19 protein-coding genes are annotated in these 18,470 nt (G+C 67.4%); 6 read left to right on the forward strand and 13 right to left on the reverse strand.

Features of this window, described 5'->3' with window-relative positions; translation table 11 throughout:
- Positions 1 to 2: 2 nt before the first annotated feature.
- Positions 3 to 995, forward strand: coding sequence for a Smr/MutS family protein (locus I8J34_RS08640; protein WP_214360992.1), 993 nt, complete (start codon positions 3 to 5; stop codon positions 993 to 995).
- Positions 996 to 1,049: 54 nt separating this feature from the next.
- On the opposite strand, the gene I8J34_RS08645 is transcribed toward I8J34_RS08640, so the two are convergent.
- Together I8J34_RS08645 and I8J34_RS08650 are read right to left on the reverse strand one after the other, a co-directional pair.
- Positions 1,050 to 1,388 (reverse strand): P-II family nitrogen regulator, encoded by a 339-nt coding sequence (locus tag I8J34_RS08645; protein ID WP_214360993.1) that lies wholly within the window; start codon positions 1,386 to 1,388, stop codon positions 1,050 to 1,052.
- Positions 1,389 to 1,420: 32 nt separating this feature from the next.
- Complete coding sequence (locus tag I8J34_RS08650; protein ID WP_214360994.1) at positions 1,421 to 3,037, reverse strand: NAD+ synthase; 1,617 nt, start codon at positions 3,035 to 3,037, stop codon at positions 1,421 to 1,423.
- Between the two features lie 224 nt (positions 3,038 to 3,261).
- Here I8J34_RS08650 and I8J34_RS08655 point away from each other — a divergent pair, with 224 nt between their 5' ends.
- Complete coding sequence (locus tag I8J34_RS08655; RefSeq protein ID WP_214360995.1) at positions 3,262 to 4,395, forward strand: GNAT family N-acetyltransferase; 1,134 nt, start codon at positions 3,262 to 3,264, stop codon at positions 4,393 to 4,395.
- 46 nt (positions 4,396 to 4,441) lie between these two features.
- Here I8J34_RS08655 and ppa read toward each other — a convergent pair whose 3' ends face one another.
- A complete protein-coding gene (ppa, locus tag I8J34_RS08660; protein ID WP_214360996.1) occupies positions 4,442 to 4,963 on the reverse strand; it encodes an inorganic diphosphatase in 522 nt (173 codons plus the stop codon).
- A gap of 184 nt (positions 4,964 to 5,147) precedes the next feature.
- Here ppa and I8J34_RS08665 point away from each other — a divergent pair, with 184 nt between their 5' ends.
- Positions 5,148 to 8,090 carry an EAL domain-containing protein gene (locus tag I8J34_RS08665; protein ID WP_214360997.1) on the forward strand — a complete coding sequence of 981 codons (2,943 nt, stop codon included), beginning with the start codon at positions 5,148 to 5,150 and terminating at the stop codon, positions 8,088 to 8,090.
- Here I8J34_RS08665 and I8J34_RS08670 read toward each other — a convergent pair.
- Positions 8,054 to 8,260: a heavy-metal-associated domain-containing protein gene (locus I8J34_RS08670; RefSeq protein WP_214360998.1), complete on the reverse strand. Its 207-nt coding sequence runs from the start codon at positions 8,258 to 8,260 to the stop codon at positions 8,054 to 8,056. The genes I8J34_RS08665 and I8J34_RS08670 overlap by 37 nt on opposite strands.
- A 25-nt stretch (positions 8,261 to 8,285) precedes the next feature.
- Positions 8,286 to 10,673 carry a heavy metal translocating P-type ATPase gene (locus I8J34_RS08675; protein ID WP_214360999.1) on the reverse strand — a complete coding sequence of 796 codons (2,388 nt, stop codon included), beginning with the start codon at positions 10,671 to 10,673 and terminating at the stop codon, positions 8,286 to 8,288.
- A gap of 62 nt (positions 10,674 to 10,735) precedes the next feature.
- Here I8J34_RS08675 and I8J34_RS08680 point away from each other — a divergent pair, with 62 nt between their 5' ends.
- A complete protein-coding gene (locus I8J34_RS08680; protein WP_214361000.1) occupies positions 10,736 to 11,173 on the forward strand; it encodes a MerR family transcriptional regulator in 438 nt (145 codons plus the stop codon).
- On the opposite strand, the gene I8J34_RS08685 is transcribed toward I8J34_RS08680, so the two are convergent.
- The 3 genes from I8J34_RS08685 to hemN all read right to left on the reverse strand — a co-directional run bounded on the left by I8J34_RS08685 (position 11,147) and on the right by hemN (position 13,781).
- The gene (locus I8J34_RS08685; protein WP_214361001.1) at positions 11,147 to 11,530 is read right to left on the reverse strand and encodes a rhodanese-like domain-containing protein; all 384 of its coding nucleotides are present in this window, start codon (positions 11,528 to 11,530) and stop codon (positions 11,147 to 11,149) included. The genes I8J34_RS08680 and I8J34_RS08685 overlap by 27 nt on opposite strands.
- Positions 11,531 to 11,617: 87 nt before the next feature.
- A complete protein-coding gene (locus I8J34_RS08690) occupies positions 11,618 to 12,325 on the reverse strand; it encodes a sulfite exporter TauE/SafE family protein (RefSeq protein WP_214361002.1) in 708 nt (235 codons plus the stop codon).
- A 64-nt stretch (positions 12,326 to 12,389) separates the two neighbouring features.
- Positions 12,390 to 13,781: an oxygen-independent coproporphyrinogen III oxidase gene (gene hemN, locus I8J34_RS08695; protein WP_214361003.1), complete on the reverse strand. Its 1,392-nt coding sequence runs from the start codon at positions 13,779 to 13,781 to the stop codon at positions 12,390 to 12,392.
- A gap of 112 nt (positions 13,782 to 13,893) precedes the next feature.
- On the opposite strand from hemN, the gene fnr reads away from it, so the two are divergent.
- On the forward strand, positions 13,894 to 14,637 hold the full coding sequence (gene fnr, locus I8J34_RS08700; RefSeq protein WP_214361004.1) for a fumarate/nitrate reduction transcriptional regulator Fnr: 744 nt from the start codon (positions 13,894 to 13,896) through the stop codon (positions 14,635 to 14,637).
- Here fnr and I8J34_RS08705 read toward each other — a convergent pair whose 3' ends face one another.
- Both I8J34_RS08705 and I8J34_RS08710 read right to left on the reverse strand, forming a co-directional pair.
- Positions 14,638 to 15,174 carry a hemerythrin domain-containing protein gene (locus I8J34_RS08705; protein ID WP_214361005.1) on the reverse strand — a complete coding sequence of 179 codons (537 nt, stop codon included), beginning with the start codon at positions 15,172 to 15,174 and terminating at the stop codon, positions 14,638 to 14,640. It abuts the gene before it with no gap.
- Between the two features lie 16 nt (positions 15,175 to 15,190).
- Positions 15,191 to 15,568 carry a SirB2 family protein gene (locus tag I8J34_RS08710; protein WP_214361006.1) on the reverse strand — a complete coding sequence of 126 codons (378 nt, stop codon included), beginning with the start codon at positions 15,566 to 15,568 and terminating at the stop codon, positions 15,191 to 15,193.
- Between the two features lie 201 nt (positions 15,569 to 15,769).
- Between I8J34_RS08710 and I8J34_RS08715 the strand changes: the two genes are divergently transcribed.
- Positions 15,770 to 16,465: a Crp/Fnr family transcriptional regulator gene (locus I8J34_RS08715; protein WP_214361007.1), complete on the forward strand. Its 696-nt coding sequence runs from the start codon at positions 15,770 to 15,772 to the stop codon at positions 16,463 to 16,465.
- Here I8J34_RS08715 and I8J34_RS08720 read toward each other — a convergent pair.
- From I8J34_RS08720 to I8J34_RS08730, 3 genes are all read right to left on the reverse strand, one after another.
- Entirely contained in the window at positions 16,453 to 17,697 is a 1,245-nt protein-coding gene (locus I8J34_RS08720; protein WP_214361008.1) for a hypothetical protein, read from the reverse strand. The two genes, I8J34_RS08715 and I8J34_RS08720, sit on opposite strands and share 13 nt — an antisense overlap.
- A 65-nt stretch (positions 17,698 to 17,762) precedes the next feature.
- On the reverse strand, positions 17,763 to 18,002 hold the full coding sequence (locus I8J34_RS08725) for a DUF2249 domain-containing protein (RefSeq protein WP_214361009.1): 240 nt from the start codon (positions 18,000 to 18,002) through the stop codon (positions 17,763 to 17,765).
- The gene (locus I8J34_RS08730) at positions 17,995 to 18,447 is read right to left on the reverse strand and encodes a hemerythrin domain-containing protein (RefSeq protein ID WP_214361010.1); all 453 of its coding nucleotides are present in this window, start codon (positions 18,445 to 18,447) and stop codon (positions 17,995 to 17,997) included. Before I8J34_RS08730 ends, I8J34_RS08725 begins: the two co-directional genes overlap by 8 nt.
- Between the last annotated feature and the right edge of the window lie 23 nt (positions 18,448 to 18,470).

Genomic DNA, 18,470 nt, shown 5'->3' on the forward strand with positions numbered 1-18,470 from the left:
CCATGGCTCGCAAGCGCCGTCCGGCCGCCGCCCCCGCGGCTGCGCCGGCGCGCTTGCCCGACGCACGCTTTGCCGCACTCAAGCCGCTGAAAGCGGCCCGGCGCGGCCAAGCCCCCCAGCCACCCGCCCCGCCTCTTGATGCCGCCCCTGACGAGCCGGCGGACGAGGCCGCGTCGGACACCGAACTCTTTCGCAGCGCCATCGGTACCATCCAGCCGATCGACGACGGCAACCGGGCCGAGATCGCACCGCCGCGCCCGGCCCCGGTGCCCAAGGCCAGGCCCGTCGAAACACACGACGACGCACCGCGCCGCCACGCCCCGGCGCCTGGGCAGGACGAGGCTGCCTGGTTCCAGCATCAGATGCAGGACGTGATTCCGCTGCCGGACGACGACCACGCCTGGCCGGAAGACACCCCGCCCCTGCCCGCGCCCCCTGCGGCCGAGCCGCTCCCGCCGCCGACCAGTGATGTCATGGCCTGGCTGGCCAGCGGCACCCAGCCGCTCAAACCCGCCAATCGCGCCGATGTCGTCACACCGCCGCCGGTGGCCGCACCGCGCCTGCGCGAGGCCGACGAGCAGGCCGCCCTGCGCGAGAGCCTGGAGGCCCCGCTGAGCTTCGAAGACCGGCTCGACATGGGCGACGAGGCCGCCTTCCTGCGCACCGGCCTGCCGCGCCGGGTGCTCACCGATCTGCGCCGCGGCCGCTGGGTGGTGCAAGGCGAAATCGACCTGCATGGCCTGACCCGCGACGAAGCCCGTGCCGCCCTGGCCGAGTTTCTCGCCGGCGCACTGCGCCGCGGCGCGCGCTGCGTGCGCGTGGTGCACGGCAAGGGGCTGCGCTCGCCGGGCAAGATCGGCATCCTCAAGCAGTTGTCGAAGGGTTGGCTGTCGCAGCGCGAGGAGATCCTGGCCTTCTGCCAGGCGCGTGCCAACGAGGGCGGCAGCGGCGCCCTGCGCGTGCTCTTGCGCGCGCCGGACAAGGCCCGCCCCTAGACGGCACAACGGCTGCCCGCGGGCAGCCGTTGTCGTGTGGCGGCGAGCGATCGATCAGATCGCGTCTTCGTTCAGCTCGCCGGTGCGGATGCGCACTACCTGCTCGACCGGGGTGACGAAGATCTTGCCGTCACCGATCTTGCCGGTGCGCGCGGCCTTGACGATGGCCTCGATGGCCTGCTCGACCACATCCTCGCCGACCACGATCTCGATCTTGATCTTGGGGAGGAAATCCACCACGTATTCGGCGCCGCGATACAGCTCGGTGTGCCCCTTCTGACGGCCGAAACCCTTGACCTCGCTGACGGTCAGGCCGGTGATACCGACATCCGACAGCGCCTCGCGCACTTCATCCAGCTTGAACGGCTTGATCACCGCTTCGATCTTCTTCATGCATCGCTCCTGTGTCGTATCGTTCTGGCGGCCTAGCAGGGATCCTGATACCGGGCCGTGATGGGGAAGCGCCAGTCCTTGCCGAAGGCCCGCCGCGTCAGGCGGATACCGACCGGCGCCTGGCGGCGCTTGTATTCGTTGCGTTTGAGCATGCCCACGGTGCGTCGCACCACGGCCTCATCATACCCCTGGGCAATGATCTCGCGCGGCGACTCGTCGCGCTCCATGTAGGCCTCGATGATGGCATCGAGCACCGCATAGGGTGGCAAGGTGTCCTGGTCGACCTGGTCGGGCTTGAGCTCGGCCGAGGGCGGCCGGGTGATGATGTTCTCGGGGATCACCTCGCCGCGCGCGTTGCGCCACACCGACAGGCGGTACACCAGCGTTTTATAGACATCCTTGAGCACCGCAAAACCGCCCGCCATGTCGCCGTACAGCGTGGCGTAACCGGTGGCCATCTCGCTCTTGTTGCCCGTGGTCAGCACGATGCGGCCGGTCTTGTTGGACAAGGCCATCAACAGCATGCCGCGGATCCGGCTCTGCAGGTTTTCTTCGGTGGTGTCTTCGGGCAGGCCGGCGAACTGTTCCTTCAGCATGGACGAGAACACGTCCATGGCCGGCGCGATGGGCAGCACGTCGTAGCGCACGCCCAGCCGGCGCGCCATCTCGGCCGCATCGTCGAGGCTCATCTGCGCCGTGTAGGGCGAGGGCATCATCACCGCGCGCACCTTGTCGGCACCCAGCGCGTCGACCGCCACCGCCAGCGTCAGGGCCGAATCGATGCCGCCCGACAGGCCGATGATCGCGCCGGGGAAGCCGTTCTTGTCGAGGTAATCGCGCACGCCGACCACCAGTGCCGAGTAGGCCTCCTCTTCCACATCCGGCAGCGGGGTGACGTCAGCCGGCGCCCACACGCCGTCGACCCAGCGCACGGTGGTGGTCCCGGCGGCAAAGGCCGGGGCCTGCCAGGCAATCGAGCCGTCCGCCTGCATGGCGAACGAGGCGCCGTCGAAGACCAGCTCGTCCTGCCCACCCACCATGTTGGCGTAGAGCACCGGAAGGCCGCTCTCGGCCGCGCGCGCACGCGCCATCCGGTAGCGCTCCTGCTGCTTGCCCAGGTGACAGGGCGAGGCGTTGAGCACCAGCAACACATCGGCACCGACCTCGATCACGCGCTGAGTCGGCTCAGGCCCCCACAGGTCGGCGCAGATCTGCACGGCACAGCGCACGCCGTCGATCTCGAACACACAGGCTTCGTCGCCGGCCTCGAAATAGCGCACCTCGTCGAACACTTCGTAATTGGGCAGGCGCAGCTTGCGATAGTTGGCAATGACACGGCCGTGGCGCAGAACCGCCGCGGCGTTGTAGCACCGCTCGCCGTCGGCTTCCGGGTAGCCGACCACCACCGCCATATCGCCGGTCTGCGCCGCCAGCGCATCGACCGCCTCGCGGCAACTTTCGTAGAAGTCGGGGCGCAGCAGCAGGTCTTCGGGCGGATAGCCGCAGATCGACAGCTCCGGCGTGAGCAGCACGCGCGCGCCCTCGGCGGCGGCAGCCTCCATGGCGGCACGGATCTCGGCGACGTTCCCCGACAGGTCGCCGACCACGGGATTGATCTGGGCGGCGGCAATAGCGAGCGATGTTTTCATAGGCGTGTAACTATACCGTCTGCCCTCGGGTTTGTGCGGCCCCCGCCATCGGCGCGCATCGCCAAGCTATCCACAATCCCGGTGCACAAAGCTGTGGATAATCCGTGGATAAGGCCGGCAGCCCGGGGGACCGGTCGGCGCGGCTTACGCTGCCTCATCCTGCAGCAACATCGACCACCACCTGCCACTATTGACCCCTTGGGCCCCGGACGCCTCCCCCCGACATGAGCGACTCTCTCCGCTTCTTCGAACGCATCGACGCCATTCCCGCCGCCGCCTGGAACCGCCTCGCCGGCCCCCACGCCGGGCTGCAACACGCCTTTCTCCATGCCCTGGAGGCGAGCGGCTCGGTCGGCGGCAACACCGGCTGGACCCCTCATCACGCCACGCTGTGGGAAGGCGATACGCTGGTGGCCGCCATGCCGCTGTACCGCAAGTGGCATTCCTGGGGCGAGTATGTGTTCGACTGGGCCTGGGCCCAAGCCTATGAGCAGCACGGTCTGGCCTACTACCCCAAGTGGCTGTGCGCGATCCCCTTCTCGCCGCTGCCGGGGCGGCGCCTGCTCGGCGCCGACATCGCCCACCGCGCGCAGTTGCTGCGCGAGACGCTGGGCTGGATCGCTGCCGGCGAGGCCAGCTCCTTCCACCTGCTGTTTCCCGATGCCGACGACACCGCCCTGGCCGCCGCTGCCGGCCTGCAGATCCGCCACGGCGTGCAGTTCCACTGGCACAACGCCGGCTACCAGGACTTCGCCCACTTCCTGAGCCACCTGACCCGCGACAAGCGCAAGAAGATCCGCCAGGAGCGCCAGCGCGTGGCCGCCGCGGGCGTGATATTCGACTGGCTCGCGGGCGGGGACATCGGCGATGCCGCGCTCGATTTCTTCTACCACTGCTACTGCCTGACCTACGCCCTGCGCCGCTCGACGCCCTACCTCACGCGCGACTTCTTCGCCCGCCTGATCGCCACCGCCCCGGACAATGTGCGCCTGCTGATCGCCCGCCGCGACGGCAAGCCGGTGGCCAGCGCCTGGTTCCTGGCGGACGCACAGGCGCTGTACGGGCGCTACTGGGGGGCGGTCGAGGACATCTCCTGCCTGCATTTCGAGGCCTGCTACTACCAGGGCATCGACTACGCCATCCGCCATGGTCTGGCGCGCTTCGAGGGCGGCGCCCAGGGCGAACACAAGCTCTCGCGCGGGCTGGTGTCCACACCGGTCAGCTCGGCGCACTGGATCCGCGACGCGCGCTTCAGCGCGGCGATCGCCGACTATCTGCGCCGCGAGCGTGCCGGGATTGCCGGCTACCTGGACGAACTGGACGAGCGCAGCCCCTTCCGTTCCCAGCCGCCGGCATGAAAAAAGCCCGCGCGAAGGCGGGCTTTCGGAACAACCTGACGCAGGCTCAGGCGTTGGCGATGCCGTTCAGGATTTCCTGACGGGCCTCGTCCACCGTGCCCCAGCCGACCACCTTGACCCACTTGCCCGGCTCGAGATCCTTGTAGTGCTCGAAGAAATGCACCACCTGCTTCATCAGCAGCTCGGGCAGATCGTCGGTGCTCTGCACCTTGTCGTACAGCGGCGTCAGCTTGGACACCGGCACGGCCACGACTTTCGCGTCTTCGCCCGACTCGTCTTCCATCTTCAGCACGCCCACCGGACGGCAGCGGATCACCACGCCCGGCTGCAGCGGGAAGGGGGTGACCACCAGCACGTCGACCGGGTCGCCGTCGCCCGCCACCGTGTGCGGCACATAGCCGTAGTTGCACGGATAGCGCATGGTGGTGCCCATGAAACGGTCGACATAGACGCAGCCGCTGTCCTTGTCCACCTCGAACTTGATCGGCTCGCCCTGGGCCGAGATTTCAATGATGACGTTGATGTCGTTCGGCACATCCTTGCCGGCCTTGACCTGATCGAATCCCATACAACCCTCCCCTTGAAAAAATTCGGACAATTATAGGGGTTTTTGCGGATGGCCAAAAATCTGCCGGCCAAATCGCGCCCCCGGCGCACTCAAGCTCCCGCCGCCCCGGCCGATAAATCGTCCACAGAAAATATGTTCGACGCGCCGGCCATGTCCCGGTCCGTCGCAGGAGACCCGCCCGCCCATGACAGGCGTCCGACCGAGCCCGGTCCGTTCCTCGATCCCTGCCCAGCGCGTGGCGGCCCCGCCTCTCCAGCCGGAATCCGCCACACGCGCCGAGCGCTGGCTGCCGCGGCTGATGCTGGGCGCCATGCTCGCGCTGGTGCTGGTGCTGCTGGTGAGCATGGGCAGCTACTACATCTACCGGCACGAACAAGCCTTCGAGAGCCGCGCGGCGGACATCGAAAAGCACGCGTTCGCGCGGCTGGAGCAATCGCTGCACGAAGAGGTGGCCTATCTGGGCAAGAGCCTCAAGGAGCACCGGGAGAGCTTCGACACACGCCTGGCGGCACGCCTCGACTATCACAGCCGACTCGCCCTCGACGCCGCCGAACGCACCTATCGCAACCTGCGCACCACGGCCAGCGACGCGCAGGCACGGAAGATGGTGCTCGAGGTGCTGCGGACCATGGGCCAGCCGGATGCCGGCCTCGTGCCCTTCATTGTCGATGCCGATGGCCGGGTACGCCTCTTCGCCCTCGATCCGTCGCAGGAAGGGCACTCGCTGGCGACCGTGATCGACGACACCGGCCTGCCGCTGATCGACCGTCTGGTGGATGTGGCCACCTTGGGCGACGGCCATCTGCGCCTGCGCTGGCGCCCGCAGAGCGGCGACGGGTCGATGACCGACCTGCAGGCCCATGTCGGTCGCTTTGCGCCCTTCGGCTGGATCGTCGGCGTCGGCATCGATCAGGCGCAGGCGCAGGCCACGGCCCGCGAGCAGGCGCTGGGCATTCTCTCGCGGCACAGTCCGCCCGACGACCGGGTCATCCTGGTGGTCAACCAGCATGGCCAGATCCTGGCGGGCGGCCTGCCCGCCCTCGGCGATCAGCTGCCCGAGTGGATCGGCGAGATCGCCCGCACCGGGCGTCGCGGCGGGCAGGTGCTGCGGATCGACATGCGGCAGGCCCCCTCACAGCCGATCGCGCCGCACCTGGTCCATGTCGCAGGCCAGGACGAATGGGGCTGGACGCTGGCCGCGATTGCCCGACTCGACGATGTCGACCAGGTCATCGCCGCCGAACGCGAACGCATGGAAGCGAGCAAACGCGAAGACTTCACGGTGACGCTGTTCGCCATGCTCACCGCCACCGCCCTCGCGCTGCTGCTGTCGATGGTCTTCTATCGCTGGATCAACCAGCGCTTCCAGCGCTACCAACAGGACATCGGCGCGCGCAACCAGGCGCTCAAGGAAAGCGCCCGCGAGCTGCGCCTGTCGGCCCAGGTGTTCGACGCCAGCAACGAGGCCATCGCCATTCTCGACCACCGCTTCCGCATCGTGTCGGTGAATCCGGCGCTGGCGCGGATCAGCGGCTTCCACCAGGCCGACATCGTCGGGCGCCACTGCGCCGAGCTGCTCATCGGCGAGCATGCCGACGGCGAGGTGTGGCGGCGCACCGCCTCGCGCCTGCGCTCTGCCCGCCACTGGTCGGGCGAGATCGAACTGCAGCGCGCCGACGGCAGCCACTACCCGGGCTGGATCTCGCTCGGCGCCATCACCAACGACACCGGCCGGATCACCCATTTCGTGGTGTCGATCTCCGACATCTCCGAGCGCAAGCGCACCGAGCAGCGCTTGCGCCACATGGCCGAATACGACGCGCTGACCGGCCTGCCCAACCGCATCCTGCTGCTCGACCGCATGGGCAGCGCCATCGAGAATGCACGGCGCAACGACGGCCACCTGGCCGTGCTGTTCATCGACCTGGACCGCTTCAAGAACATCAACGACTCGCTCGGCCATGCCGCCGGCGACGGCCTGCTGCGCCAAGTGGCCGGTCGGCTCAGCGCCGTGGTGCGCAGCTGCGACACGGTCAGCCGCCTGGGCGGGGACGAGTTCGTCGTGCTGCTCATCGATCTGGACAGCGCCGCCCGCGCGGCCACCGTGGCCGGCAAGATCCTCAAGGCGCTGGCCACGCCCTATGAAGTCAATGGCCATGAGCTGTCGATCACGCCGAGCATTGGCATCACCGTCTTCCCCGAAGACGGCGACAACCGCGAACTGCTGCTCAAGAATGCCGACGCGGCGATGTACCACGCCAAGGAAAACGGCCGCAACAGCTACCAGTTCTTCACCGACGAACTCAACAACCGCGCGCACACCCGGCTGGCGCTGGAGAACGAATTGCGCCGGGCGCTGACACGCCGGGAATTCTCCCTGCACTTCCAGCCCCAGTTCGATCTGGCCCACCGTCGCCTGATCGGCGCCGAAGCCCTGCTGCGCTGGAATCACCCCGAGCGCGGCATGATCCCGCCCGACCAGTTCATCCCCATCGCCGAAGAGACCGGCCTGATCATCCCGCTCGGCGCCTGGATCCTGCACGAGTCCTGCCGCATCGCTCAGGGCTGGCGGGACGAAGGCCTGCCCGATCTATGCATCGCGGTGAATATTTCGGCCCTGCAGGTGCGCCGCGGCCAGCTCGACAGCACCGTGGTCGAGGCGCTCGGCGAAAGCGGCCTACCCGCCCGGCTACTGGAGCTGGAGGTGACCGAAAGTGCGCTGATGACGCATCAGGCGCATGTATCGGCCACCCTCGACGCCATCCACGCGCTGGGCGTCAAGCTGGCCATCGACGACTTCGGCACCGGCTACTCGTCGCTCGCCTATCTCAAGCGCTTCAAGCTCGACAAGCTCAAGATCGACCGCTCCTTCATCCGCGACCTGCCCGACGACGCCGAAGACGCCCACCTGACCCGGGCCATCGTCGGCATTGCCCATCACCTGGGCATGACGGCCGTCGCCGAAGGCGTCGAGACCAAAGCCCAGGAGGCCTTCCTCTCCGAGCTGGGTTGCGATCTGGCGCAGGGCTATCTCTACGCCCGGCCGCTGCCCGCCGACGCCTTCCGCCAGATGCAGATCGATCTCGGCCTTCAGGCCGCGTCGAAACCCGCCGCCTCCACCGCCTGACGCAGCGCCGCCGCATCGGTGCGCTGCGGATCGAAGTCGACCGTCGCCGCGCCCGGCGTCAGCGTCACGTTCACCGCTTGCACGCCCGGCACCGCCTGCAGCGCCGTCGTCACGCCTTTCACACAGCCCTGGCAGCTCATGCCGCCCACCTGGATTGTCACCTGCGTCATTGCCCGCTCCTGTTTGAATACAAAATCATCGACTCGGCCGCCAGCGCTTGAGCCACAGCGAGTTGCTCACCACCGACACCGAACTGAGGGCCATCGCCGCCCCGGCCACCACCGGGTTGAGGAAGCCGAAGGCCGCCAGCGGAATGCCCAGAATGTTGTAAATGAAGGCGAAGAACAGGTTCTGCCGGATCTTCGCCAGCGTGGCGCGCGACAGCTCCACCGCATCGGCCACGCCATTGAGGTCGCTGCACATCAGCGTGATGTCCGCCGCCGCCACCGCCACGTCGGCCCCGGTGCCGATGGCGAACGACACCTCGGCAGCCGCCAGCGCCGGCGCATCGTTGATGCCGTCGCCGGCCATGCCGACCCGCCGGCCGCCCGCCGCCAGCGCGCGCACCGCCTGTGCCTTGTCGGCCGGCAGCACGCCGGCCTCGAAATGCGCAATACCCACCGCCTCGGCCACCGCGCGGGCAGTGGCCGGATGGTCGCCGGTGAGCATCACCACCTCGATGCCGGCGCGCTGCAAGCGGGCCACCGCCGCCACCGAGGTCGAACGCACCGGATCGGCCACACCGATCAGGCCGGCAAAGCGCCCATCGACCGCCACCGCCACCAGCGTGCGCCCCTGCGCCGCCAGCGCCTCCGCCTCGGCCGTCGGCACCTCGACACCGGCCTCGCGCAGAAAAGCCGGGCTGCCCACCTGAACCGCCCTGCCCTCGACACTGCCACGCACCCCGCGGCCCGGTACGGTGTCCACCGCCTGCGCGGTCGGCACCCGCCCCGCCGCAGCGACGATCGCCCGCGCCAGCGGATGCCCGCTGGCCGATTCCAGCGCCGCCGCCCAGGCCAGCAACTGGTCGCGATCGACCGCCGGCGCCGGATGCACATCGGTGACTTCGGGGCGCCCTTCGGTCAGCGTGCCGGTCTTGTCCACCGCCAGCACGCCCAGTTTTTCGGCGCGCTCCAGCGCCTCGGCGTTCTTCACCAGGATGCCGTGCTGCGCACCCAGGCCGGTGCCCACCATGATCGCCGTCGGCGTCGCCAGACCGAGCGCACACGGGCAGGCGATCACCAGCACCGCCACGGCATTGATCAAGGCCTCGGTCGCCGCACCGCCCCACCACCAGCCGCCGAAAAAGGTCAGCACCGCAATGGCCACCACCACCGGTACGAACACCGCCGCCACCCGGTCGGCCAACCGCTGCACCGGCGCCTTGCTGCCCTGCGCCTCCTCGACCAAGCGGATGATGCCGGCCAGCAAGGTGTCGGCGCCCACGCCCGTGGCCTCGCAGCGCAACGTGCCGTCGCCGTTGACGGTGGCCGCATACACCGTGTCGCCCTCGGCCTTGGCCACCGGCAGGCTCTCGCCGGTGAGCATCGATTCATCCAGCGCCGACTGGCCACCGCGCACCACGCCATCGACCGGCACGCTGTCGCCGGCGCGCACCACGAAGCGGTCTCCCGGCGACAGGCTCGCCACCGGCACCTCGGCGAGGGCACCGTCGCGCGCCACCCAGGCAGTACGCGGCTGCAAGCGCACCAGCGCTTCGAGCGCATCCGCGGTGCGCGCCTTGGCCCGCGCCTCGAGCACCTTGCCCATCAGCACCAGGGTGATGATGGCGGCCGAGGCCTCGAAATACACATGCAGATCCATCCGCCCCAAGAGCGTGACGATGGCGCTGAAGCCGTAGGCCACCGAGGTGCCCAGCGCCACCAGCACGTCCATGTTGGCGCCCCCGCCGCGCAAGGCCGACCAGGCGCCGCGATAGAAGCGCAGGCCGATCCAGAACTGCACCGGCGTGGCCAGCAGCCATTGCCAGGCGCGCGGGATCAGATCGTGCTCGGCCGAGCCGAAGAACATCGCCGGCATCTGGGCCAGCAAGGGCGCGGTGAGCAGCAGCGAGATCAGGAAGCGGTTGCGCTCGGCGCGCCACTCGGCAGCCTTGCGCGCCTTTTCCTCGGCACGGGCGGCCTCGCCACGCAACCGGGCGGTAAAGCCGGCGCCGGCCACCGCCTCGATGATCCGGGCCTCGCTTACGGTGCCCGGCGGGTAGTGCAGCTGGGCGCTCTCGGTGGCGAAGTTGACCGTCGCTTCGACCCCCGGCAGGCGGTTGAGTACCTTCTCCAGGCGGCTCGCGCAGGCCGCGCAGGTCATACCCGAAATGGCCAGCTCGGTGCGCGCATCGGGCACCTCGAAGCCCGCCCGGCGGATGGCGTCGACCACGGCCTGCACATCAGGGGCATCGCCCGCTGCCAACCGGACCGACGCGCGCTCGGTCGCGAAATTGACCTGGGCGTCGACGCCCGGCAGGCGCTTGAGCACCCGCTCGATACGACTGGCGCAGGCGGCACAGGTCATGCCGCGAACCGGCAGATCGAGGCGTAGCGGGCGGTCGGTGACAGAGAGATTCATGGCTTGACGGAACGGAGACGACGGGGCCAGTCTAATGTCTGTAGTCAGGTACGGAGTCAAGCATGACATCGATGACCATCGGTCGCCTCGCGGCGGCTGCCGAGGTGGGAGTTGAAACGGTGCGCTACTACCAGCGGCGCGGCCTGCTGGCAGTGCCCGAGCCCGCGCGTGGACAAGTGCGTCACTATGGCGACACCGCGCTGTCGCGCCTGCGTTTCATCCGCCGCGCGCAGCAACTCGGTTTCAGCCTCGACGAGATCGCCGAGTTGCTCGACCTCGATGAAAACACCGATCGTCAGGCGGCGCGCGCGCTGGCCCGCGACAAGCTCGCCCAGATCGACGAGCGCATGGCCCGGCTGGCGGCCATGCGCACGGCGCTGACCGAGTTGGTCAGCTGCTGCGAGCACACGACCTCGGCCCAGCCCTGCCCGATCCTGCACACCCTCGCCCATCCGGACGAGGACGTGCCCGCCTTACTCGAAGTCGATCGGCGCCGGTAGATCGACCGGCAGGCCGCTGGCCGCCCAGGCATCGAAACCGCCGGCCAGCGACACCGCGTGGGACACGCCCATGCGCTGCAGGACGACAGTCGCCAGCGCGGCCCGACCACTGGTCTTGCAATAGACCACGATCGTGCGGCGCGGATCGTTCAGCTCGGGGATACCGGCCAGGCGGAATTCGAGCATGCCGCGCGGAATGTGGAGGGCGCCGGGCAGATGTCCGGCGGCGAACTCCTCCGGCTCGCGCACATCCAGGACGACTGCGCCGCCCTGGATCAGACGCCGGGCGTCCTCTGGGCTCACTTCACGAATGGCTTGCTTGGCTTCGACCACCAGGTCGTGGCTGGTTTTGGGCATGACGGGCTCCAAATGCTGAATGGCGCCGGAGCGGCGCCAAAAAACACATAAGGATACTCTAATGTTTCGCCCGCTGCCGCAGCGCGCTCAGGTCACGCAGAGCACGCCGTTCCACAAGCGGCTGCCCAGCGTCGAGGCATTGACCAAGCCGAACACCCCGAAACCAAGCACCACCGAGCCGGCCAGGGTGCGCACCCAGGGGCGACGCGTCACCCCTTGCAAGCGCTTGAGCAGCACCCCGGCCAGCATCAGGTTGGGCAGGGTACCGAGACCAAAGGCCAGCATCAGCCCCGCCCCGCCGGCGGCCGAGCCGGTGATCAGGGCCGTGGTCAGCACGCTATACACCAGGCCACAGGGCAACAGCCCCCACAGCAGCCCCAGCGGGATCGCCTGGCGCATGCCGCGCGCCGGCAGGAAACGCCGGGTCAGCGGCTGGACGCGGCGCCACAACCGCTGGCCCATGCGCTCGAGCGGGGCCAGCAAGCGGGTGAAGCCGGTGAGGTAGAGGCCGAGGGCCACCAGCATCAGATTGGCCATCAGGTAGAGGACCATCTGCACGGGCAGGAAGTCGTCGAACAGCAGGCCGACCGAGCCGATGGCGCCGAGCAGCGCCCCGAGGCTGGTGTAGGTGGTGATGCGCCCGAGGTTGTAGGCGAGGTGGATCGGCCATTGCCGCCGCACCTGGCCGGGGATCTGCACCGTCAGCGCGCTGACGATGCCGCCGCACATGCCGACACAGTGCGTGCCGCCAAGCAGGCCGATGAGGAAGACGGCGATGTAGCCGGTTTCAGGCATGGGTCGGGGCGTCGAATCGAGAGCCGGGGCGCCGAGCCTATCACAGCCCGACGCCGCGCCCGACTCAGATCACCTTGGAGTAACGCGCGCGCTCCCGGTCGGAACGCAGGTAGCGGTCGAAAACCATGGCGATGCCGCGCACCAGCAGACGCCCCGGCGGCAGCACGGTGATCCACTTGTCTTCGAGCTTGAGCAGGCCGGCGGCCTCCATGGTGCGCAGGTCTTCGAGCTCCTGGGCGAAGTAGCGCTTGAAATCGACCATGTAGGCGACTTCGATCGAATCGATCGACAGCTCGAAATGGCACATCAGCGCCTGGATGATGGCGCGGCGCAGGATGTCGTCGGGCGTCAGCTCGATGCCGCGCAGCACCGGCAGGCGGTCCTGATCGAGGATGTCGTAGTACTCGTCGAGCGTCTTGACGTTTTGTGCGTAGGTGGGCCCCACCTTGCCGATGGCCGACACGCCGAAGGCCAGCAGATCGCACTCGGCATAGGTCGAGTAGCCCTGGAAATTGCGGTGCAAGCGGCCCTGGCGCTGCGCCACGGCAAGCTCGTCGTCCGGCTTGGCGAAGTGGTCCATGCCGATATACACATAGCCCGCCTCGGTCAGCCGACGAATGGCCAGCTGCAGGATCTGCAGCTTGGTGTCGGCCGAGGGCATGTCGTCCGGTGCGATGCGTCGCTGCGGCTTGAACAGGCCCGGCAGGTGCGCGTAGCTGTAGAGCGAGATCCGGTCGGGCGACAGTTCGAGCACCCGTTCGAGCGTGCTGTTGAAGCTGATCACGTTCTGCTTGGGCAGGCCGTAGATGAGGTCCATGCTCACCGATTTGAAACCGGTCTGGCGCGCAGCGTCCTGCACCAGCTTGGTTTCCTCGAAGCTCTGCACCCGGTTGACCGCGCGCTGGACGTCGATGTTGAAGTCCTGCACACCGATGCTCATGCGGTTGAAGCCCAGTTCGGCGAGCAGCGCGACGGTTTCGAAGTCGACCTTGCGCGGGTCGACCTCGATGGAATACTCGCCGTTGGGCAGCAGCTTGAAATGCTGGCGCACGGTGGCCATCAGCTGGCGCATTTCGTCATGCGAGAGGAAGGTCGGCGTACCGCCGCCCAGGTGCAACTGGATGGCCTCATGCCCGCCGTCGAGCTGCGCCGCCTGCATGGCGACCTCTTTGGCCAGGTAGGTCAGATACTTGGCCGAGCGCCCATGATCTTTGGTTATGATCTTGTTGCAGGCGCAGTAGTAGCAGATCGTATTGCAGAACGGGATATGGAAGTACAATGACAGCGGCCGGCCAAAACCACCGACCGCACGCTGCCCCAACCAATTTCCCAACGCGTCGGCATTGAACGCCTCGACAAAGCGGTCAGCAGTCGGGTATGAAGTGTACCGCGGGCCGTTGACGTCGAATCGGCGAATCAGTTGCGGATCGAAAACGAGTTCTTTCTGGTTATCCATAATCAGGCTTCTGCTCAATGACACTCACGATCTCAAAAAGCTGAACCAAGCGGGTTGACGTGGATCAAACGCCCCATCGCCGAGCGAAAACGAATCAAGGAGAGCGCAGGACATGCCAAATCGGGCCGTCGTGCCAATTACCGTCGAAGGCCTGAAAACGGCTTGTTCCCAATGCAACCTGCAGGAGCTGTGCCTGCCCTACGGCATGAGCGAAGGCGACATCAACCAGCTCGATGCGCTGGTCGGCGCGCGCCGCAAGGTCAAGCGCCATCAGCACCTGTATCGCGCCGGCGACACCTTCGAGTCGATCTACGCCGTGCGCACCGGTTCGTTCAAGACCGACGTACTGCTCGAGGACGGCCGCGAGCAGGTCACCGGTTTCCAGATGTCCGGCGAGATCATCGGGCTCGACGGCATCAGCACCGATGCGCACAGCTGTAACGCCGTCGCCCTCGAGGACAGCGAGGTGTGCGTGATCCCCTTCGCCAACCTGGAGGAAATCTCCCGTGAAATCGGCTCGCTGCAGCACCAGTTCCACAAGGTGATGAGCCGCGAGATCGTCCGCGACCATGGCGTGATGATGCTGCTCGGCTCGATGCGTGCCGAAGAGCGCCTGGCGGCCTTCCTGATCAACATGTCGCAGCGCTTCACCGCCCGTGGTTTCTCGGCGGCGGAGTTTCACCTGCGCATGACGCGCGAAGAAATCGGCTCCTACCTGGGCCTCAAGCTGGAGACGGTATCGCGCGCCTTCTCGCGCTTCCAGGAAAACGAGCTCATCACGGTGCAGCAAAAACACATCCGCATCCGCGACATCGACGGCCTCAAGGCCCTGCTCAGCCACCTGCCCAACGTCTGATCAGCGCGGCAATCGGCGGCGCGCCACCATCTGCTCGCTCAAGGCGGTCAGGTCGGCCGCGCTCAGCAGCTGGGCCGCATAGGGAAACAGCTCGTTGTCTTCACGGTCGATATGGCTGAGATAGCGCGAGGCATAGTTGGCCACCTCGTCGGCGTCCAGCTCGGCCGACGTCCCGGCGGCAATCGCGGCTAGCTGGGGGCGCAGCCGCTGCCAGGCGGCCGCCATCTCCTCGTGATCCTGGCGAATCCAGTCCACCAGGCGCTTCAGGCGGGGTCGGCCCGCACTCGACACCCGCTCAAAGAGCAGCGGAAACAGGCTGACCTCTTCGTCCTGGTGGTGATTGACGGCCGCCGTATCGAAATAGCGAATGATGTTGGTGGCCGCCTTGCGCGCGTCGTCGTCGGCGCCATGCTCGGGCAACCAGCGCACCAGCCGGTCGAGCGTTCGCAACTGCGACTGCATGCGTGAATGACAGGCGGTCAGCACTTCCAGCGGCTGATCCAGCCCCGGCGCCAGCGGCAACAGGGATTCGGTCATTGGGTTCCTTTCCTGTTTACAAGCATCCGAAAAATCCCGCGACAGACTTGGTGAGTGCCACGGACACGATCCAGCCGAAGGTGCCTATCGCGGCCACCAGCGCCGCGATGCGCACCGAACGTGTTCGCCCGCGCTTGAGCGCCAGGCTGCCGAGGACGACATACACCACCAGACCGGCAACCTTGGCCCAGACCCAATCGGGGACCGCGCCATAGTACGTCACCAGCACGATGGCGGAGCCCAGCAAGAGGGTGTCGACCACATGCGGCAAGATGCGGGTCAAGCGATGGCTCAGCAGCGGCGAGCCGCTCAGCATCCAGCCCGCACGCAACAGAAAACCCAAGCCGGAGAGGCTCACACAGGCGACATGAAGGTGTTTGACGGCTTGATACATCGCTAGCACTCCGGAATCGTGATACTGGGCCGCCGCATGACGCCGCGGGCGCGAGCGGCATGGTGCGCGGCTGCTGGGCCGAGACCGTGGAAACGAGGAACGGAGAAACGATGGATCATGATTTTCTGATATTTAGACAGCCATTACGCCCAAGTTTGGGGCGTGGTACATTCTGCCGCTACTGGTGACCTGTGCCCGATCATGAGTCAAGAAAAAATCGATATCCCCGGATTGCTCAGCCGCATGCCGCTCTTCAGCGCCCTGTCGTCGGAAGACTTGCAGCAAGTCGCCGACGCCACCCGCGAGAAGCGCATCCAGAAAGGCGAGATGCTGTTCCAGCGCGGCGACCAACCCAAGGGGTTTTACTACGTCATCTTCGGCCAGATCAAGCTGGCCTTCTCCTCGCCCAACGGCAACGAAAAAGTGGTCGAAATCCTCGGACCGCACCAGAGCTTCGGCGAGGCCGTGATGTTCATGGATCGCCAATACCCGGTGTTCGCCGAGTCGCTGGCCGACACCCTGCTGCTGCACATCACCCGCGATGCGGTGTTCAACCTCATCGACCAGGACGCCGGCTTCGCCCGCCGCATGCTGGCCGGCATGGCGATCCGCCTGCACAGCATGGTGCGCGACGTGGAATCCTACTCGCTGCGCTCGAGCACCCAGCGCGTGATCGGCTACCTCTTGCAGCAAGTCTCCGATGCGCCCTGCAAGGGGGCCACGCAGGCCGCCGTCGATCTGCCCACCAGCAAGCAGATCATTGCCTCGCGCCTGAACCTGACGCCTGAAACCCTGTCGCGCATCTTCAACGAACTGAGCAACGCCGGCCTGATCACCGTGCAGGGCAAACATATTTCCCTGCACAACGTCGACAAGCTGCGCAACTACGAAGGCTGAGCCTTCTTCAGCGCGGCGCGGGCCCGCTGCACCACCCGCCACAGCTGCGCACCGAGCAGACCGGCGCCGGCCATCAACAGCCCGCCGGCCGGATACACCATCGGCCACCACACGGTCGCCAGCACCGCCACCATGATCGTCGCCCCGTGCACGCCCTCGTGCCAGCGCAGCCAACGCTCGTTGAGCATGCGCGTCATCGGCGGCACCCCCTGCACCCGTGGCTGAAGATAGAGCCACAGGATGAAGGGCACGATCTTGTACAACATACCCACGATCACCGAAACGAAGCCGCCGAGAATCGCCAGCACGCCTGCCGCGATCGGCATCGCGTTGCCGCCGACATCGAAGATCGCCAACAGCGCAGCGCCGCAGGCGAGCAGCACACAGATCATGCCCAGGCGCCAGAAGCGGAAGGTGGCGTCCACCTTGGCGCGGCGGCGACGTCGCTGGCGATCGAGCGTGACGCCGGCAAACAGGGCGATCAGGCCGAGCAGCGGAATCCATGCCACGGCGCGGGCCACGATCGCACCGAACGCGATCGCCAGCGCGACGGCGCCGGCGAAACGGCGGACGAACCAGCCCGGGTAGGCGGGCGTCAGCTGGAACATCGGCACCACCAGGTAGCCGGTTGCCGCGACCAGAATGGTGCCCCAGCCGGCCAGCCCGAGGGCCACATGTGTCGATGTCAGTGTGAGCCACTGTCCATCCGCAGTGCCGGCACGGGCGAGGGCCATGCCGCCGCCCGCCACCACGGTCAACAAGAACGCCGGCAACGCGATGCGCAGCGCCGTCATCGACGGGCTGGTCGCCGGGCTGCGCCACAGCGCGACGAGTGCCGCCACCACGAACACCATGACGCCTGCGCCCAGGGCCAGCACGGCCGCCTGATAGGCCCAGGCGAGTTGATGGTGAAACCCCACCGCCAGCAACAAGGCGCCGAGCACGGCGCCCACATGCACCGGCAGCGCCAGCAGGCGCGGTCGCCACAGATTGGCGCCGGCGGCGACGGGCATTAGCTGGAACAGGGCGCCGAGCATGACCTGGAGCATGAAGCCGGCCGTCATCAGGTGGGTCAGCGCCAGAGCGGCCGGCGTCCAGCGCGAGGCCATCACCACCTCGCCATCGACGAGCAGCAGCGCGCCGGCCAGCAGCAGGAACAGCGGCGCGGTCAGAAAGAAGCGCAGCGGCACCGACGGTGGCGGGGCCTGCTCGAAGGACATGGCCTGCATCATGTGCGCCTCAGGGCGTCGCGCGGCCACCGGGCGCGAGCGCCGGGAGCCGCCACCGCCGGGCCGGTTCAGTCGCCGTCGGCCTGGCGGATGTGGATGTGGAACATGCCATCGGGCTGGGGCTCGACGGTGTAGGCATAGCCGTTATTGCGCAACATGTCGAACAGCGGCGCCGGCTGGCGCGGAATCATCAGCAGCACCGCCTGCCCCGGTTGCAGCGCGTCGAGCGCTTCGAGTGTGCGCTCCATGGGTTCGGGCGGCATCATCAACCGCGCATCGACGACGATCGGCGGCATGGGTTCAGTCATGGGGGCCCTCCTCCACCAGGTCGGCGACCGCGCGGCACACTGCCGGGTCGCCCGCCACGGTCTGATCGCACATGGGGTAGAGGATGTTCTCCTCCTTCATGTTGTGCTGCTGCATCAGGAGCAGCAGCGTTTCGGCCGCATCGGAGAAGCCGTCGCCATCCGCCGCTGCGGCGGCCTCGACCAGCAGGCTCATCAATTCGCGCATCTGCACGTGCTCGCCGCGCATCACCCGGGTCGGCCCCTCGGTCATGCCGGTTGCCGCTTCGAAGGCAGGGAAGATCGCCTCTTCTTCGGTCGTGAAGTGGGCCAGCACCGCGGCGCGAAACTGCCGCGCAGCCTGTTCGCAGGCCGGCCAGTCGGCGCGCTCGGCGGCGGCTTCGGCCCGGGCAAACACGTCATCGCAATGCGTGTGATGGCCGGCCATTGTTGTTGAGAGGGATGTCATACCGTTCGATGCTCCGTGAATTC

This window comes from Denitromonas iodatirespirans (assembly GCF_018524365.1).
GTDB classification, from domain to species: Bacteria; Pseudomonadota; Gammaproteobacteria; order Burkholderiales; family Rhodocyclaceae; genus Nitrogeniibacter; species Nitrogeniibacter iodatirespirans.